Source organism: Pontibacillus chungwhensis, from assembly GCF_030166655.1.
Taxonomy (GTDB): Bacteria; Bacillota; Bacilli; order Bacillales; family BH030062; genus Pontibacillus.
Genome location: NZ_CP126446.1, coordinates 470,710 through 488,484 on the forward strand (window position 1 = coordinate 470,710; position 17,775 = coordinate 488,484).

At 42.9% G+C, this 17,775-nt stretch carries 16 protein-coding genes; 13 read left to right on the forward strand and 3 right to left on the reverse strand.

Annotation, left to right across the window (positions count from 1 at the left end; genetic code table 11):
- Positions 1–73: 73 nt before the first annotated feature.
- The 7 genes from QNI29_RS02460 to QNI29_RS02490 all read left to right on the forward strand — a co-directional run bounded on the left by QNI29_RS02460 (position 74) and on the right by QNI29_RS02490 (position 9,117).
- A complete protein-coding gene (locus QNI29_RS02460) occupies positions 74–1,780 on the forward strand; it encodes a WG repeat-containing protein (RefSeq protein WP_231419220.1) in 1,707 nt (568 codons plus the stop codon).
- 143 nt (positions 1,781–1,923) lie between these two features.
- Positions 1,924–3,864 carry a PAS domain-containing sensor histidine kinase gene (locus QNI29_RS02465; RefSeq protein WP_231419222.1) on the forward strand — a complete coding sequence of 647 codons (1,941 nt, stop codon included), beginning with the start codon at positions 1,924–1,926 and terminating at the stop codon, positions 3,862–3,864.
- 316 nt (positions 3,865–4,180) lie between these two features.
- Positions 4,181–4,417, forward strand: a complete 237-nt coding sequence (locus QNI29_RS02470) for a hypothetical protein (RefSeq protein WP_284526733.1) — start codon at positions 4,181–4,183, stop codon at positions 4,415–4,417.
- A 28-nt stretch (positions 4,418–4,445) separates the two neighbouring features.
- Entirely contained in the window at positions 4,446–5,615 is a 1,170-nt protein-coding gene (gene iadA, locus QNI29_RS02475; protein ID WP_231419226.1) for a beta-aspartyl-peptidase, read from the forward strand.
- A 208-nt stretch (positions 5,616–5,823) separates the two neighbouring features.
- A complete protein-coding gene (locus QNI29_RS02480) occupies positions 5,824–6,888 on the forward strand; it encodes a PQQ-dependent sugar dehydrogenase (RefSeq protein WP_231419229.1) in 1,065 nt (354 codons plus the stop codon).
- Positions 6,889–6,956: 68 nt separating this feature from the next.
- Positions 6,957–7,547, forward strand: coding sequence for a hypothetical protein (locus QNI29_RS02485; RefSeq protein WP_231419230.1), 591 nt, complete (start codon positions 6,957–6,959; stop codon positions 7,545–7,547).
- 226 nt (positions 7,548–7,773) lie between these two features.
- On the forward strand, positions 7,774–9,117 hold the full coding sequence (locus QNI29_RS02490) for an alanine/glycine:cation symporter family protein (protein ID WP_231419232.1): 1,344 nt from the start codon (positions 7,774–7,776) through the stop codon (positions 9,115–9,117).
- Between the two features lie 36 nt (positions 9,118–9,153).
- Here the strand turns inward: QNI29_RS02490 and nhaC are convergent, their stop codons facing one another.
- Positions 9,154–10,584, reverse strand: coding sequence for a Na+/H+ antiporter NhaC (nhaC, locus tag QNI29_RS02495; protein WP_231419233.1), 1,431 nt, complete (start codon positions 10,582–10,584; stop codon positions 9,154–9,156).
- A gap of 138 nt (positions 10,585–10,722) precedes the next feature.
- Between nhaC and QNI29_RS02500 the strand changes: the two genes are divergently transcribed.
- Positions 10,723–11,082, forward strand: a complete 360-nt coding sequence (locus QNI29_RS02500) for a hypothetical protein (protein WP_231419234.1) — start codon at positions 10,723–10,725, stop codon at positions 11,080–11,082.
- Positions 11,083–11,088: 6 nt separating this feature from the next.
- Here QNI29_RS02500 and mreBH read toward each other — a convergent pair whose 3' ends face one another.
- Both mreBH and QNI29_RS02510 read right to left on the reverse strand, forming a co-directional pair.
- Positions 11,089–12,096 (reverse strand): rod-share determining protein MreBH, encoded by a 1,008-nt coding sequence (gene mreBH, locus QNI29_RS02505; protein ID WP_231419235.1) that lies wholly within the window; start codon positions 12,094–12,096, stop codon positions 11,089–11,091.
- A 181-nt stretch (positions 12,097–12,277) separates the two neighbouring features.
- Positions 12,278–12,412 carry a YflJ family protein gene (locus QNI29_RS02510; RefSeq protein ID WP_231419236.1) on the reverse strand — a complete coding sequence of 45 codons (135 nt, stop codon included), beginning with the start codon at positions 12,410–12,412 and terminating at the stop codon, positions 12,278–12,280.
- 249 nt (positions 12,413–12,661) lie between these two features.
- Between QNI29_RS02510 and QNI29_RS02515 the strand changes: the two genes are divergently transcribed.
- The 5 genes from QNI29_RS02515 (at position 12,662) to QNI29_RS02535 (ending at position 17,749) form a co-directional block, all read left to right on the forward strand.
- Complete coding sequence (locus QNI29_RS02515) at positions 12,662–13,414, forward strand: YkgJ family cysteine cluster protein (protein ID WP_284526734.1); 753 nt, start codon at positions 12,662–12,664, stop codon at positions 13,412–13,414.
- Between the two features lie 289 nt (positions 13,415–13,703).
- A complete protein-coding gene (locus QNI29_RS02520; RefSeq protein WP_231419238.1) occupies positions 13,704–14,432 on the forward strand; it encodes a CAP domain-containing protein in 729 nt (242 codons plus the stop codon).
- A 293-nt stretch (positions 14,433–14,725) separates the two neighbouring features.
- Positions 14,726–15,223: a PTS sugar transporter subunit IIA gene (locus tag QNI29_RS02525; protein ID WP_231419239.1), complete on the forward strand. Its 498-nt coding sequence runs from the start codon at positions 14,726–14,728 to the stop codon at positions 15,221–15,223.
- 105 nt (positions 15,224–15,328) lie between these two features.
- On the forward strand, positions 15,329–16,156 hold the full coding sequence (locus tag QNI29_RS02530; RefSeq protein WP_231419241.1) for a PRD domain-containing protein: 828 nt from the start codon (positions 15,329–15,331) through the stop codon (positions 16,154–16,156).
- 219 nt (positions 16,157–16,375) lie between these two features.
- Positions 16,376–17,749: a sucrose-specific PTS transporter subunit IIBC gene (locus QNI29_RS02535; RefSeq protein ID WP_231419242.1), complete on the forward strand. Its 1,374-nt coding sequence runs from the start codon at positions 16,376–16,378 to the stop codon at positions 17,747–17,749.
- The last annotated feature ends 26 nt before the right edge of the window (positions 17,750–17,775 follow it).

The following is a 17,775-nucleotide window of genomic DNA, read 5'->3' on the forward strand; positions in this document are numbered from 1 at the left end:
CTGCCTAGGCACATTACACAAGTAAACGAATAAACTAATGTAAACGTGTTTAGCTTAGGGAGGTAGAACGGGCATGTCTATTAAGCGTTTCCCAGTGCTGGTTCAAACAGATAGCGGGGAGAAATGGGGATATATCGACCGTAAAGGGACAATACGGATTAAGCCTCAATACTCGTATGCGCGAGATTTTCAGAAGAATGGGTTAGCGGTTGTGGAAGTGGATAATCGCAGTGGGGTGATCGACACAAAGGGCGACTATGTGGTTGAACCTTTGTATGAATCCGTTACGGAATTCAGTGAAGGGCGGGCAACGGTTTACAAAGATAACGGATTTCAGGTTATTAATGAAAAAGGGACCATACTGACACCTGGACCCTATCCATATATCGGTTCTTATCAAAATGGGTTAGCCCTTTTTAGTCTGGAGAAAGACGGAACGACGTATTACGGCTATTTAAATAACCAAGGTGAAGAAGCCATTCCTGCTCAGTATCTATCTGCTGATCCATTTACAGATGCACGGGCAGTTGTGCAGGTGAAGGAAAATCAATTTGCATTAATTAATCGTGATGGAAACCCGTTTTATACGTACAATTACCCGTATGTCGGTAATTATGGAGAAGGGTTACTTGCTTTTCAAGAAGACCGGGGAGGGAAGTATGGGTACATTAACGAAAGAGGGCGTGTGGTTATAGAGCCTTCTTACGATTATGTGCAGGCTTTTAAAGAAGGGCGCGCCGTCGTGACTGTGGCTGAAGACTATATCTTTCGTTATGGCCTCATCGACCAAAAAGGAAAGCAAATCATAAAGCCAATTTATGATGATCTAAATCGTCTTGGTGAGAAACGAATTGCGGTTGGGAAGGCTATTGTTCCTGAACAGACTTATCTTGGGAGTCACTATGCTATTGCGAATCTAAACGGTGATCTTTTGTCACCCTTTCGCTATCAAAATGTCACAGATTACGAGAAAGGATTGGCCTCAGCTCACGACAATGAGAATACCTTCTTTCTCAATCGGAAAGGAAACATCGCTCAAGGAAAACCTGTGTTACCTGGTCAAGGGACCCTTTCTTTAGAAGGCCCCCTTATTAAAGCGATGATTGATTATGAACTTCTGTATCTAACACAAGAAGGTGAAGTTGTGTGGAGACCGAAACGGACTATTCGTCTCAACAACCAATATCGAATTCTTAAGATGAAGTTTAAGCCAAACGTCGACTACCTGGTCTATTATCCAGTGGTTAGAGGATTGGAAGACGGTGCTATTCAGAAGGCCGTTAATGAGAAGTTAAGGGATTTATCGCAAGTGAAAGATGTCCCAAAAGATAAAAAGCTTGATTATAGCTATTTCGGCGACTTTGCGGTTGAATATTTTCATAAAGACCTAGTAGTCATTGAGTTAAACGGCTCTCAATATTACTTCGGAGCAGCCCACCCTATGCCGACTAAGGTGTATGCGAATATTAACCTTGTGGAGGGAACCTTTTATCAACTAGCTGATTTATTTAAAGAAGGCAGCCCTTATACAGAGGTACTCACGAAAATTGTCAACGACCAAATCCAATCACAAGAAGATTCCTATTACTTTGATGATGTGGATGTGAAAGTGGCCGCTGACCAGCCTTTTTATGTGAATGGAACGTCATTGTTTGTGTATTACGCTCCTTATGAAATTGCTCCGTATGTGGCTGGCTTTCCTACATTTGAAATTCCGTTTGAACAAATTACAGAGATCATCGATAAGAATGGGGAATTTTGGAGATCGTTTCATAATTGAAACACCGTCTAGGGTCACACCTCTAGCCGGTTTTTATTTTGGTAGATATGTCGAACAATGACGAAAAACCGATAATACCCTCGAATCTATACAAACTTTTACTTTTTTAGTATATGATGAGAGTACTATTATACGTGTATCTAATGAGTAAGAACTACGCGAGCAAGGAAAAGAGAGGGATGAGTGTGGTTCAAACAGAAAGAGTTGACGAGCACTTTCTCATAGATGAGTGCTTAGAAATGTTTAATGTATCGGGGAATTGGCTTTGTTTATTGAACGAGGAGCAAAATCAAGTTCATGTGAATGAACGATTTAGGGAACTGTTTCGCTTAGACCATTCTGTCATGAAACGTGATACGTGTGCCTCCTTGCTTGGGAAAACGGAGCAGGAATTGTTTGAAATTGATGAAGATGAAACCAGATCCATTTTGCTTTCAGGCGCCGGGGGTCTTCCTGTAGAGGGGGTCGTGAAGAGAACATCGGCTAATCGAATTATGATCTCAGGCCGAGTTCCGTCCAGCGTGCCGGACCACCAGGGGTATCAATTTGAGCGTCAGCTTGGGACAATTTCCAACTCCCAGTCTGTGGATCATTTTATGACCTGGCTCTCTTTAATTGATGATCAGATGAAGAATCAATCGCTAAACTCTAAAAGTATTGAGAACTTGCTTGGTTCACCGAATGCTAGTCCGATTGTTTATAACCGTCTCAAAGAAGTGGTAGAACACATCCCTCACGGCTTCGCTGTCATTAGTAGGGATTGGGAAATTCTCTACGTGAACCCTACTCTTGAGGAAATATTAGGACGATCTTCTGAAACGCTATGTAATCATAATCTATGGGAGGTGTTCCCGCGGAGCACCTATCATAATTATTTCACTCATTACGAGAAGGCATTTGAACTAAATCAAGTAGTGAAATTTCAAGATTATATTTATGAAAGGGGTAGGGTGGTCGATGTTACCGCTTATCCATCGAATCGTGAATTAACGGTGTTCATTCAAGATATCACGGAGGTGAACACATACATTCATGCGCTTCAAGAGACAGAAGAACGCTTTTCTCTGCTTGCGGATAATATCAATGAAGCATTCTGGGTGTTATCTGCTAACTTTCAAACATGGGAATACATGAGCCCGACCTTTGAATCCATATTTGGCATCGCCATTCCTACTGTGGAGAAAGACTATAGTACTTGGCTTGACCGGATCCATGCAGGCGACAGGGACCGTGTTATTAAGTCACTCAGGCAAATGAGTATTGAAAAGATAGCTTGTGAGTATCGTTTTGAATTCGAACCTGGTGTGTGGAAGTGGATTCGTACGAAAGGGTATCCGTTAGAAAAAGCTGAGAAAATCATGGTTGTAGGTGTTCATGAAGATATTACAGACCTCAAAGAAAAAGACGAGCTCATTGCACGTTCTGAACAGTTTGAAACGATTACACGCGTAGCTGCCGGAATTGCGCACGAAATTAAGAATCCTCTCACATCCATCAAGGGCTTCTTGCAACTGATGATGTCAGGTGAGACGAGTGGTCAATACGGAGATATTGTGTTTTCAGAGTTATCACGTATTGAGTCGATTGTTAATGAATTTATGCTTTTAGCCAAACCGGATCAAGAGGTCGAGCTTGAAAAGATCAATCTTATAGATATTATTCATTATGTTCTTGCCCTTTTCAGAGCTCAGTGTCGTCAGGGTGGCGTGAGAGTAACGACGGACTTTGATGCTTCCATCCCTGACCTGCCTTCAGATCCAAAACGTTTAAAGCAAATTTTTATTAATGTCGTAAAGAATGCAATTGAAGCCATCGATGGTCCTGGTGACCTTAACGTGGTGGGGACGTACCGATCTGAGATTGACTGTGTTGTCGTCTGTATAACGGACAGCGGAAAAGGGATTGAATCCGAGCAAATTAAACGAATTGGTGAGCCCTTCTTCACAACGAAAGAAAAAGGGACAGGCCTTGGTATGATGGTGACCACGAAGTTCGTTGAGAGTCTAGGCGGCACTATTCAATACCGAAGCAAAGTGAACGTTGGAACTACAGTGGTGATCACACTTCCCGTTCTTTCTTCTTGAAAAAGAACCTCCTTATGGGGGTTCTTTTTTTGTCTGATGAGAGGGGCGTGGTGGAGTGGACTTGTGCTGAGGGAGTGGCTCGAGTTTAGGTTGTGGTGGGTCGAGCTGGGGGGAGTGGCTCAAGTTTTTGATGTGGTGGCTCGAGCTGGGGGAGTGGCTCAAGTTTTTGTGTTGCGACTCAAGCTACAGCGAATTGACTCATACCGGGAGGCGTGTGGCTCATCTTTTTCGGTTACTGGCTCAAGCATTCAAAATAACAGCTCAAGTTAGAGGAGACTGACTCAGGATTAGGATGAATGACTCTAGTTTGGAGTTCTTGGCTCAAGTTGCGTGTGGAGCGACTCAAGCCCCTCCCCGCCCCCTCAGTGTGATGGAGCGTGTCCCGGTCAGTTCGATTCGAAAGAAACTCTATCGGCGCGAGGCTATGAATCGTGATGAATTCTCAAAGAATATCATGTATCATTGGTTTAAGTTTGTAATCAGATTCTTCCTTGGATTGTTTATTGGAGGATCCTTATTTGTTATAGGAGCATCTTTACTTAACTTTATATAAAGAGACAGCAGGAAAGGTGTGAGAAACTATGTTAACACTCATTCAAAATGGTGACGTATATGCACCAAACTATATCGGGAAGAAAGACATTCTACTTGTCGATCAAAAGATCGGAGCGATTGAAGATTCGATTTCGGTTCCAGATAACTTTGTAGATATGAAAGTGATTGATGCTACAGGAAAACGAATTGTTCCTGGATTTATTGATTCCCACGTCCATATTACAGGAGGTGGGGGAGAAGGAAGTTATAAAACTAGGACGCCCGAACTTCAGCTAACAGATGCAACACTCAGTGGGGTGACAACGTTAGTGGGTGTGTTAGGAACAGATGGAACGACTCGGACCATGACGAACCTCATTGCGAAGGCAAGAGGGCTCCGGGAAGAGGGGATTAGTTGCTACGCTCACACAGGCTCTTATCAAGTACCGGTGAAGACCTTAACAGGGAAGATTGAAGATGATTTAATCTTAATTGATCTCATTATTGGGGCGGGCGAAATTGCCATAGCTGATCACCGTTCTTCTCAGCCTACGGTTGAAGAATTAGCGAAGATTGCCTCCCAAGCAAGGATTGGCGGGATCTTGTCAGGAAAAGCTGGTATTGTGAATGTTCATGTTGGCGATAGTGCTGATGGGGTCGCGATTTTAGAGGAGATTGCCGAAGGAACGGATATTCCAATTAAACAATTCTACCCAACTCACATGAACCGGAATCCGCAGTTGTTTGAAGCAGGAATACAGTATGCTTTAAAAGGTGGGTATGTTGATTTTACGACAAGCACCATTCCGAAATTCCTTGAAGAGGGAGAAGTGAAATGTGGACAGGCGCTTAAGAGAATGTTAGAAGCTGGTGTCCCGATTGAGCAGATCACGTTTACTTCAGATGGGCAAGCTAGTCTACCTGATTTCGATGAAAAAGGGGACTTTATTGGTCTGAAGTTAGGGAAAGTCGATACTCTTTATAAAGCCGTAAGAGAAGCTGTGGTAGAAGAAGGTGTGGAGCTTGAGACAGCACTTCGGACAGTGACGGCAAACCCAGCCCATATATTGAAACTTTCTCATAAGGGGGAATTGACGAAAGGTAAAGATGCCGATCTTGTTCTGCTCGATCAGGATCTTCAGGTCGACACTGTGTTTGCCCTTGGACAGTTGATGGTGGAAGAGAAAGAAGCTGTGGTGAAAGGAACATTTGAGTAGATATTGAATGAGGAAGAACGATCAGAGGGTAGACTCTGGTCGTTTTTTTGTTCTTTTACGCTCTCGGTCAGGTTGATGAGCAATGCGCCCTAATAAGAGTGAAGCCTCCCTCACAATTTAAAAGCATTTCTTTGAAGGTTTGAAGGGTCTATTTCTATGCTTAATGGGGAATCGTGATAGTAATAAAACGTAAAAGGGGTCGGTTTGAGTGAAGTACATATGGGCCATGGCATTAGTGCTTTTATTAGTTGCGTGTAACGAGAGTGAGCCAGTAGAAGAAGGGGAACCTGTTTCAAATAATAAAGGGGAGAGAGGGGAAGTGATTGCCTCAAACCTTGACGTGCCTTGGGATATTAACAAGGTGGGGCAGTCCTTTTACATTAGTGAACGTCGGGGTACGATTGTGAATGTCCAAGAAGATGGGACGAAAAAAGAGATGCCTCTTCAATTGGATAAAAAGGTGGTCCAACAAGGGGAGGGAGGTCTCCTCGGTTTTGTGCTACATCCTGATTTTAAGGAGAATGGGTTGGCTTTTTTATACCATACGTATGAAGCGCAGGGACGGTTTAACCGAGTTCTTACGGTTAAGCTTGTCGACGGGACTTGGCAAGAAGAGAACGTTCTTATTGACCGGATCCCTGGGAGTAATATTCATAACGGAGGGCGTTTGGAGATTGGGCCTGATCAGCTTCTTTATATAACGACTGGGGATGCAGCGAATGAGAGTAGTGCACAGGACCGGAATAGCCTGGCGGGTAAAATACTGCGAATGAATATGGACGGTTCTATCCCTGAAAGTAATCCATTTGCTAACTCCTATGTCTATAGTTATGGGCACCGAAATCCCCAAGGTTTGGCTTGGGCTGAGGATGGAACGATGTATGCAGCGGAACATGGCTCAAGAGCATATGATGAGATTAACTTGATTAAACCGGGAGCCAATTATGGCTGGCCTGTTATTCGAGGAGATGAGCAAAAGGCTGGAATGGAGAAGCCGCTCTTTCATTCTGGGAAAGATACGTGGGCACCATCAGGGCTGGTCTATCATAACGGGAAGCTTTATATGGCAGGTCTTAGAGGAGAACAAATCAGACAATTTGATGTGAAGAAGGGTACCTCACAGATCTATAAAAAGGGAGTCGGACGGATCAGAGACCTTCTTATTGAAGACGATTCTATGTATTTCGTCACGAATAATACGGATGGAAGAGGGACGCCAGAACCTGATGATGATAAGCTCTATCGTATTGAGATGACGAGTCAGGAACAGTAAAAGAGTCACATTTGCCCAAACGGTTGAATACACTAACATCGACTTAGAAACATAAAGGGGAGATAAATGTGTATCAACCAAACTATATGCAAATGCCTGGTCAACAAGGCATGATGGATCAAGGCAACGGAATGCAAATGCCACAACAAGGCATGATGGATCAAGGGAATGGAATGCAAATGCCTCAGCAGGGCATGATGGGGCAAGGAAATGGAATGCAAATGCCTCAGCAAGGTATGATGGGGCAAGGCAACGGGATGCAAATGCCTCAGCAAGGTATGATGGGGCAAGGCAACGGGATGCAGATGCCTCAGCAAGGTATGAATCAAGGGAACGGTATGATGTCCAATCAAGGCATGACGATGAAAGATAAACAAAATCAAGCGAAAAGTCATATGCATTACTTTGTGATTATCGAAATGCAAGATGGTTCTCAATATGAAGGGATTATTGATGAAGTAGATAAAGAAAACGTCTATATGCTTGTTCCGATGGGAGAAGAGGAAGAAGAAGAGTCATCCGATGAACGTCAGTTTGGATATGGTGGCTACGGGTGGTATGGCGGTGGCTATGGTTACCCAAGGCGCTTCCGACGTTTCAGAAGATATCGCTTCCCATTCTTCGGTATCGGACGTCTGTACTATCCGTTTTTCTTTTGATCAAACGTTTGATCAATTATAAAAGAGGCCTTTATAGGGGCCTCTTTTTGTTTTGGTCCTTATCATTCAGGGGGGTGACAAATGAGGTGCGTCCCGTCATATTCCACCTCCCATAAATTACTGTCTATCTCCCGTGGAAAATGTCTTGCCGTGAAACGCTTCCACGTGCGATACTCTTCTATGGTATTATGCGTGAATTATGAAAAGAGATCGAGAGGAATACATTGTGGAATTTCTAACTACTATATTTGAACAGATCAACAGTTTCTTGTGGGGACCGGTCATGCTCCTGTTCTTGCTTGGAACAGGCATTTGGTTAACGATCCAGCTTGGATTTATTCAGGTTCGTTTTTTAGGAGAAGGTTTCAAGCGTACGTTTGCGCCATTATTTAAGAAACAAGAAGAGGATGGAATCAATTCGTTTAAAGCACTCGCGACCTCTATCTCGGCACAGGTCGGTACAGGAAACCTGGCTGGTGTCGCGACGGCGATTGCTGCCGGGGGTCCGGGGGCGATTTTCTGGATGTGGATTAGTTCTTTCTTTGGCATGGCAACGATCTTTGCTGAGGCGGTTCTGGCACAAGTTTATAAGGTGAAAAAGGGAGATCAGGTTCATGGAGGTCCGGCTTACTATATCAGAGATGGTCTAGGCAGCCGCTTTTTAGCTGGATTCTTTGCTATTGCGATTGTATTTGCGCTTGGATTTGTCGGAAATATGGTTCAGTCGAATGCTATTACAGTCGCTATGAATGAAGCGGTAGGGAATGATTCTACACTCTTTAACGTCATTCTTGGTGTGCTTATTGCCTTTTTTGTAGGCTTGATTCTTTTTGGTGGCATCAGCCGAATCTCTACTTTCGCAGGGAATGTCGTTCCTGTAATGGCCCTTTTATATATCATAGGGAGTCTTGTGATTCTGGCAATGTATTGGGATCAGGTGATTCCTACGCTCACACTAATTGTTCAGTCTGCTATAAGTCCAGAAGCAGCAGGTGGCGGTGTGCTCGGGGCGACCATTAAAGAAGCCGTACGCTATGGGATTGCGCGCGGTTTATTCTCAAATGAAGCAGGTATGGGTTCCACCCCTCACGCTCATGCTGTGGCAAATGTGAAGCACCCTGCTCAACAAGGTCTTGTTGCGATGGTTGGGGTGTTCATTGATACAGTGGTTATTTGTACGTTAACAGCCATGGTTGTGTTGTTGACTGATGCCCATAAGTCCGGTTTAGAAGCGAGTGCCATTACTCAAGAAGGATTTGCAAGAGGTCTTGGTTCATTTGGAACACCATTTATCGCAATCTGTTTGTTGTTCTTTGCTTTTACGACTATCTTAGGATGGGCTTATTTCGGAGAAGTGAACGTGAAGTTCTTATTTGGAGATAAAGGGATCCCATTTTACCGATCTCTCGTATTGATTTGTATTGTGTTAGGAGCTTTAGTTCAAGTCGATTTCGTATGGGAAATGGCAGATACGTTCAACGCATTAATGGTCATTCCAAACATTCTGGCTATACTTGGCTTAACGAAAATGATTAAGAAAACATGGAAAACCTATTTGCAGGATTATTAATAGACTATACAAAAGGGGACAGACCCCTGTAGCACATTATCGTGCTACAGGGAGCCTGTCCCTTTTTTGCTGCTCATTCGCATCTTGTTTACCTGAAACCTCTGCTTTAGTAATAGAAATTCCTGTATATCCGTAAAACAGGTTAATCGCGATCACGAGATAGGCAAAGAAAATAAATGGAATAAAGCTATAAGGGCTAACGTTTGTAATGTTACTAACGAACAGAGCTGTCACTCCCCAAGGTACTAAGTTAATTCCAACTGTACCTGCAGCTTCAACAGTACGAGATAAATTCTTCGGGTGAATACCCTGTTTCTCGTATGCTTCAGCCATAGCCCGGGATGGGAGAATGACGGAAAGATACTGTTCTCCACTCGTAAAGGCGACAACGAGAGTGGAGAGAACGGTTCTGAGCACAAGCGATCCGGTTGATTGTATGGTATGAACAATTCGGTTTAAAAGGACTGTGAAGATTCCTGTTCCTTCAAGAACTCCGCCAAGTGCTGTGGCTGCAATAATTAATCCGATCGTTGGTAGCATAGATGTAATGCCTCCGCCTTGGTCAAACAGTGCGTTTAATGTTTCTGAGCTTGTGCTTGGGGCAAAGCCGTCTGTCATAGCCCCCATAATTTGAGCAAGTGAGCTCCCTTGAACGAAAAAGGCTGCCATTCCTCCAATAACACTCACAATAACAAGAGAAGGGACCGCCGGTAATCGCTTCACAATTAGAAGGATCGTGATTACAGGGAGGGTCAGTAGTAAAGGATGAATGGTGAAAGTGTCCGTTAGTCCGTCCATAATGGAAGTGATTTTCTCAGATTGAGCACCATCTCCACTTGCATTTAAGCCAAGGAACCAGAAAAGAATTAAACTGATCAAAAATGCAGGAATTGTATCCCAAAGCATATGGCGTACGTGATCGAAGAGATTGACCCCTACCATTGCAGGGGCAATGTTCGTTGTATCAGATAAAGGGGAGATCTTATCTCCGAAGAATGCCCCTGAAACGAGGGCACCCACAATGTATGGGTCTGGTATTCCCATTCCGGCACCAATTGCCATGAAGGCGACACCGACTGTTGCCATAGCCGTAAATGAACTGCCAAGGGTGATCGCAACAATACCTGTTGTTAATGCAATCGTAGGAAGGAACAAGTTTGGTTGGATAAACTCTAATCCGTAATAAATAATTGAAGGAATGGTTCCGCTTAACATCCACGATCCTACAATCGTACCTATAATAAATAATATAAAAATAGCAGGCAAAGCTCTTGCTACTCCGGTTTTCATATATTCTTGTAGCTCTTCCCATGAGAAACCAGTAACCATTCCAACGATACAAGTTACGGCAATGCCGATCAGTAGAGGGAGAAACATCCCTAGTTCGTTTGGAATGGAATAAGCAGCAGCTGCAATAAGGGCAGCTGGTGGGAGCAGAGCTAGTAGAAAGCTAGGTTGTTTATTCATAACGTGCATTCCTTTCGTAGTGAAGAAGGTCTTAGATGTAATATTTTACTTTAACACTTTTATGCTTTTATGCTTTTACTCACTAAATTATTTTACGGGTATCTTCTTGGGATGTCAACCGAGTTGGAGTGGTGGGGAGTGGACGTTGAGAAAGAGAGCTCGGACGTCGAGAAAGAGAGACCGGACGTCGAGAAAGAGAGCTCAGACGTCGAGAAAGAGAGGCTGAACGTCGAGAAAGAGAGGCTGGACATCGAGAAAGCGAGCTCGGAAGTCGAGAAAGAGAGCCAGAACGTCGAGAATGAGAGGCCGGACGTCGAGAAAGGGAGCCAGAATGTCGAGAAAGAGAGGCTGGACGTCGAGAAAGAGAGCTCGGACGTCGAGAAAGAGAGCCCGGACGTCGAGAATGAGAGCCTGAACGTCGAAAAAACGAGGCCGAACGTCGAAAAACGGCCACGAATATCTAAAAAAGCCTGTCCCCAGAGATGGGGACAGGCTTAGATGCTGTTATTTTGCTGCTTTTTGTAGTTTTTGAATCATTTTCAGTGAACGGCCTGTGCCGATTGCGACAGATTCTAATGGGTTTGGAGCAAGGTGGACTGGGACAGAAATCTCGCTGCTCAGCCATTCTTCCATACCATTTAGTAAAGCACCACCGCCTGTAATAACAACACCGTGGTCTACGATGTCACCGCTAAGTTCTGGTGGGCAATCTTCAAGTGTTGCGCGTACGGTTTCAAGAATATTTTCTAAGTTCTCGCGCAGAGCGGACTGAACTTCTGTCGAGCTAAGCGTGATCGTTTTAGGTAAGCCCGTTACCATGTCGCGTCCACGTACTTCCATTGTTAACTCTTCGTGATCAACTAGAGCGTAGCCGATGTTGATCTTCACTTCTTCTGCAGTGCGTTCACCGATTAGAACATTGTAGTGACGACGGACGTGCTGAATGATTTCTTCGTCCATTGTATCTCCGCCATTTCGTACAGAACGGCAGGAAACAACGCCACCGAAGGAGATGATCGCTACTTCACTTGTACCGCCACCAATATCAAGGATAACGTTTGCAACAGGCTCGCTTACAGGAAGATCAGCGCCAATTGCGGCTGCTACCGGTTCTTCAATTAGGTGGACGTTTTTAGCGCCATAGCTCTTCACGGCGTTATGAATAGCGCGTCGTTCTACTGATGTAGAGCCAGAAGGGGTACAAATCACAACGTTTGGTTTACGCATGGATAGGCCCATCTTTTTGCTGACCTTTTTGAGCATTTCTTTTAGCATCTGTGCCGTAATGTCATAGTCCGCAATGACTCCTTCACGAAGTGGGCGGATCGGAATGACGTTTTTAGGCGTTTTACCGACCATTTGTTTTGCTTCTTTTCCAACAGCTAATACATTCTTTGTTTCTGTATCAATCGCAACAACTGAAGGTTCGTTTAACACGATCCCTTTATTTTTTGAGTAAATTAAGACGTTCGCAGTACCTAAATCAATACCAATTTCTGCATTAGAAAACATATGTAGCGTTCCTCCAATGATGTATTTCTTCCTATAGAATTTCTCTTATAGGCCAGTTTTTGTGGGGGTGTCGAATGTCGTGATTGATGAACAATATATTCCAATGCGCTAAAGAAGGATGAGGTGGAGAAAGGCATAAAAAAACAGAGAGCTTTAGGGGCTCTCTGTTTTTCAAGCAACCTTACTTAGCAGCTTTGCCGAAGTATAGGTTTGCAAGAATGTGCTTTTTATAGCTTTCAAGCTTACGGCCTTCGTAACGGCTCATGCCAGTTTTTTTAAGTTCATTAACGTACCAGCCTTTGCTTCCGATATGCATGGCTAACATCCTTTCTTCTATAGCATTTAATAAAGAGCATTAATCATCGGTGTTATTGTACCATCTTTTCCAAGCGAGTGAAAGGATATCCCAAAAATTTTTGCGTGAAGTCATAGAGCGAGTCTGTAGTTCCACACATCCGGGGATGCAGAAGCATATATCTGGGAATTCTTTTTCGAAACTAGTACAAAGGTGAGGGCTGATGTTAAACTATTGGAAGTAGGTAAGGATTAGGAAAGGGTGTAAGGTGTGACATCACAGCACTATTTGTCATATGAAGATATTTTAAAGCGTATTGAATTGTTAAATGAACAATACGAATTAAACGATAGATATTTTGCTTCCATTACAGATCAGCTACTGGCTAGTGAACGCTCGGCTGATGAAATTATAATGGATGGGTTTCAACAGTTCTTGCAACAAGTTAATGAAGAAATGAGTAACATGGAGCAGTTCATGGATGTGAAAGCATCTTGTTTCATGGGCTGTGCGTTTTGTTGTTACTTCCCAATCATCATAACTGAATTAGAAGCGAAGACGATGAAGCGGATTATTGACCATTGGCCGGCAGAGCGTAAGCAACGGATTATGGATCATTTAGAGAAGTGGAAAGCTAATTATAAGGAAGAAATTGAACATGTTACTTCCATTGATCATGAGAATGATCCTGAATTTAAGAAGAAATACATCGCTTCGCAGGTACCTTGTCCGATGTTGGATACGGAGAGCAACATGTGTATGGCTTACGAGATTAGACCCATACCGTGCAGAACATATGTGAACTACGCCGATCCGAAAGTGTGTGCGGATAACTATATGCCAAAGGAAACCATTAGTTACGAATTCCTTTATGACTTCTATATGGGTTCTTTAAATGAAGTCCTTCAAGAGCTTTATGAAGACGGAGAAGAGATGTTTGTGGACTATCCATCCGATGTTTGGAACTATGACTACCTGGCTAACTGGGCGAAAGAATGGCTTAAAGAAGAACAACAGAAATAATGTAACAAGTCTATTACAACCCCTCCCTTATGTTACAAAGGGAGGGGTTTTTTATTGTACGTCAATAGTGATTCTCTTAAAAATAATTCTATTAAAGTAAAATAGTGGTAGTTGCTTTGCGGTATTCTAAATTCTGCTTGTTACCTGATCTGTCAATTTGTGAAGAGGTCGTACTGAAGTTGAGAGGACTCCCGTTTTATCCTTCATCCATTTTTACCCAAAATTATTACATAAAACCCGGTGGTATGATGAAGGTGTTCCAAACAAGAACACTACAGGAGGAGATTACATGTTTAAGAAAGTAACGATTACGACTGCTTTAGCATCAACTCTAATGGCAGGGGGCGTGATGCAGTCTGACGTGCATGCCCAGTCTCAAGATTCAATCCAGACAAAAACGTTTAAATTTGAAAGTGGTCAACAATTCAATCAAGAACAAATAAATCAATATATTAATAAGTATCTATCAAACTATGAAATAAAATGGGACCAAGCTAAACAAGAACAACCTAAATCAGATCAAGAAGCACCACAAACGCAGCAGAAAGCACCAGAAAGAGTGGAACAACAGGCGCCAACTTCTCAACAACAAGAACCAGCTCAAGCTAAAGAACAAACCACAGAACAGCAAACAAATGCTTTAAGCCAGTTTGAACAGAAAGTCGTCGAACTGACAAATGAAGAACGCGCAGCTCAAGGGTTAGATCCACTTAAGATTGATAAAGAATTAAGCAATGTAGCAGAGAAGAAATCTCAAGACATGGCTCAAAATGGATATTTCTCTCACAACAGTCCAACGTATGGCTCTCCATTTGATATGATGAAGCAGTTTGGCATTGAGTACCGTACTGCTGGGGAAAACATCGCGAAAGGTCAACAAACTCCGCAGGAAGTAGTTGACGCTTGGATGAATAGTGAAGGTCACCGTGCGAATATCTTAAATGAGAACTTTACACACATTGGCGTAGGTTTTGTTGAGGATGGAAACGTATGGACGCAACAATTTATTGGTAAATAACTCATTTAGCCCCGGATAAATTCCGGGGTAATTTTTTTAGATTTTCCCTCGTTGAGGGATGTGCTTTGGTTAAAAGGAATTGGGTTAAAGCCATGTGTAACGGGTATATTTACTATAGGAAGTAGACTACGTTGACAGTGCTTGACAATCCCTATGGATACGTTTACTCTTAAAAGTAAACAATAGAGCTTGGATTGTAACTGACTCGATCAGGCAAGACCTAAAACGTAGATGTCTTCTACCCGTTTTAGGTCTTTTTATTTCACAAATATTCAGAAAAAGGGTGACCTAATATGTTAAAGAAATTATTCGGTAAAAAAGACAAAGTCTCTGAAGAAGTACTAGTAGCGCCATTGAACGGTAAGGTGCTAGATCTTGAAGAGGTACCAGACCCTGTTTTCTCTCAAAAAATGATGGGAGAAGGATTGGCGATTGAACCTGCAGATGGGAATGTTGTTGCTCCGATCGCTGGGGAAATCGTTCAGTTGTTCCCAACTAAACACGCCATCGGAATTAAGACAGCGGGTGGACTAGAAGTATTAATCCACATCGGTCTTGAAACGGTAAGTATGGAAGGGGACGGTTTTGAAGGTCACGTTGAAGTTGGCGATAAAGTAAAACCAGGTGATTCTCTTATCACATTTGATGTAGATAAAGTGAAAGAAAAAGCAAAAAGCACTATTACACCAGTTATCATTACGAACAGTGACGAAGTAGAAAATATGGAGCGCTTAAATAGCGGCGAAACAACAAAAGGTGAAACGGAACTTCTAAAAGTAACCTTAAAATAAATAGTAGCCGCCATTTGCTCGATCTAAAGTTGTGTTTATCATGGAAAACTGCCATGATAAACACAACCTTTTATTTTTTAGAAACGTATAGGAGGTGGCGGCGATATGAAAATTAATAAAATCCTAAATAATAATGCGGTTGTTGTAAAAGAAGATGATCAGGAAAAGATTGTCATGGGGGCAGGGATTGCCTTTCAAAAATCGAAGAATGATGTCATCAGTCAGTCTAAAATTGAGAAAATCTTCGTGATGTCAGAAGGAAACAAAAAGTTCCAGGAGTTGTTGAAAACGCTGCCTGAAGATGTAATTGAACTTGCTGAAGAGATTATCAGCTATGCGGAGGGCTTCTTGAAAGTTCCTCTTAGTAATCATATTCACATCTCTTTAACCGATCATATTTCATTTGCAATTGAACGTCTTAAGCAAGGCTTCCGAATTCAAAACAAGCTTATTACAGAAATCAAAACGCTTTATGCGCAAGAATTCTCGATTGGTTTATGGGCGATTGATTTGATCGAAAAAAGGACTGGTGTGGCGATTCCAGAAGATGAGGCGGCTCACATTGCGTTACACATTCATACGGCAAAGCTCGGTGCCAGTACAATGGAAAACACAATGAAGCATACGACTATGATTAATGAAATGATCGGTGTATTAGAAGAGGAATCTGGCTCAACAGTGGATCCTGAGGGGATTTCCCATCAACGTATGGTGACACACCTTCATTTTGCATTAAACCGTATTGAAACAGGGGAACCGTTCCACGATATGGACCCGGACATGCTCGAGCTGATTCAGACAAAGTATGAAGGCGCTTTTGTGCTGTCGCAGAAAATGGCCCAATTCATCAAAGACGAGTATGAAGTTTCATTCCCTGCTTCTGAGGTTGGGTATATTGCTCTTCACATCCAGAGAGTGCTAGAACGTACCTAGTCTGGAAAGTATTTTTAGAGTAAAGGTGTTGCATATCGGCAACGCTTACATTACAATGGAGTTACAAATTCAATAAAGCAGGATTGTTACTGTTTTGGCAGGCAAGACCTAAAGTGTTTACGAGGGTGACGTGTACCCTTTGTAAATAGTTTAGGTCTTGCCTTTTTTATGTTTTAGAACGTTTAGGGTTAACTTATTTTGAAAAGGGAGGAAAACAACATGGACTACAAAGATATAGCACAGAAGTTAGTTCCGTTGTTAGGTGGAAAGGATAACGTAGTTAGTGCAACACACTGCGCGACGCGTCTTCGCTTGGTTATTAGTGACGAAAGCCAAGTCGACCAATCTGCCATTGAAGAACTTGATGGAGTTAAAGGGGCTTTCTCAAGTTCAGGTCAGTATCAAATTATCTTTGGTACAGGCGTTGTGAACAAAGTGTTCCAACCATTTGCTAAAGAATTAGGCATTGAGCAAGGGGAACAAAAAGAAGGCGTGAATCATAAAGAAGCAGCAAAACAAAACATGAATCCATTTGCTCGTTTTGCCCGTATGCTTTCAAATATTTTCGTTCCGATCATTCCGGCAATCGTAGCCAGCGGTATGTTAATGGGTCTTCTTGGATTGATGAAAGCTTATGAATGGGGCGACCCAGATGGTGCGATCTTCACCATGTTAGATATGTTCTCTTCTGCTGCCTTTATTATCTTACCGATTCTAATTGGTTTTAGTGCAGCAAGAGAGTTTGGTGCTACACCTTATCTAGGTGCTGTTATCGGTGGAATTATGACGCACCCGGCGTTGTTAAACGCTTGGAATGCTGGTAGTGCAGAAATTCCGACGATGGATTTCTTCGGATTTTCTATTGAAATGCTAGGGTATCAAGGAACGGTAATTCCGGTCCTATTAACGGTATATATCATGAGTCTTCTTGAGAAGAATATCCGCAAAGTTGTGCCAGGTGTAATTGATTTACTTGTGACACCGTTCTTAACGGTTATCTTAACTGGTTTCGCAGCCCTTCTTGTTATTGGCCCTGCAGGTCGCTTACTTGGTTCAGGTATTACGACCGTTCTGGATGTTGTGTACGGTACGGCTCAAGGGTTAGCGGGTCTTGTGTTTGGTGGTACGTACTCTCTGATTGTCTTAACAGGTGTACACCACAGCTTCCACGCTATTGAAGCAGAGATTTTAACTAAAACAGGTAACTACCTTTTACCAATTTGGGCGATGGCAAACGTTGCTCAAGGTGGTGCTGGTCTGGCTGTGTTCTTCAAAACCAAGAACAAAAAGACGAAAGAGATTGCGTTACCAGCAGCTGTCTCAGCATTCTTAGGTATTACAGAGCCTGTCATCTTTGGTGTTAACTTAAAACACCGTCGTCCATTCATAGGGGCGATGATCGGTGGTGCGCTAGGTGGCTTCTACGTTACCTTTACTGGTGTCATTGCAAACGGTATTGGTCTAACCGGTCTTCCGATGATTGCCTTAACCACTGGTTCTGACACATTGAACTATATCATCGGCCTTGTGATCGCTATTGGTGGTGCCTTCTTAGCAACACTACTTCTAGGTTGGAAAGAAGAGAAAAAATAGAACAAGTGAACAAGAAGTCAGGCCCA

What these genes read in the sequence shown, in the direction of transcription:
- QNI29_RS02460 (WP_231419220.1), top strand. Translation starts at nt 74, where the DNA reads ATGTCTATTAAGCGTTTCCCAGTGCTGGTTCAAACAGATAGCGGGGAG.
- QNI29_RS02535 (WP_231419242.1), top strand. Translation starts at nt 16,376, where the DNA reads ATGGACTACAAAGATATAGCACAGAAGTTAGTTCCGTTGTTAGGTGGA.
- mreBH (WP_231419235.1), bottom strand. Translation starts at nt 12,096, where the DNA reads ATGTTTTCTAATGCAGAAATTGGTATTGATTTAGGTACTGCGAACGTC.
- QNI29_RS02530 (WP_231419241.1), top strand. Translation starts at nt 15,329, where the DNA reads ATGAAAATTAATAAAATCCTAAATAATAATGCGGTTGTTGTAAAAGAA.
- QNI29_RS02520 (WP_231419238.1), top strand. Translation starts at nt 13,704, where the DNA reads ATGTTTAAGAAAGTAACGATTACGACTGCTTTAGCATCAACTCTAATG.
- nhaC (WP_231419233.1), bottom strand. Translation starts at nt 10,584, where the DNA reads ATGAATAAACAACCTAGCTTTCTACTAGCTCTGCTCCCACCAGCTGCC.
- QNI29_RS02510 (WP_231419236.1), bottom strand. Translation starts at nt 12,412, where the DNA reads ATGCATATCGGAAGCAAAGGCTGGTACGTTAATGAACTTAAAAAAACT.
- iadA (WP_231419226.1), top strand. Translation starts at nt 4,446, where the DNA reads ATGTTAACACTCATTCAAAATGGTGACGTATATGCACCAAACTATATC.
- QNI29_RS02465 (WP_231419222.1), top strand. Translation starts at nt 1,924, where the DNA reads ATGAGTAAGAACTACGCGAGCAAGGAAAAGAGAGGGATGAGTGTGGTT.
- QNI29_RS02525 (WP_231419239.1), top strand. Translation starts at nt 14,726, where the DNA reads ATGTTAAAGAAATTATTCGGTAAAAAAGACAAAGTCTCTGAAGAAGTA.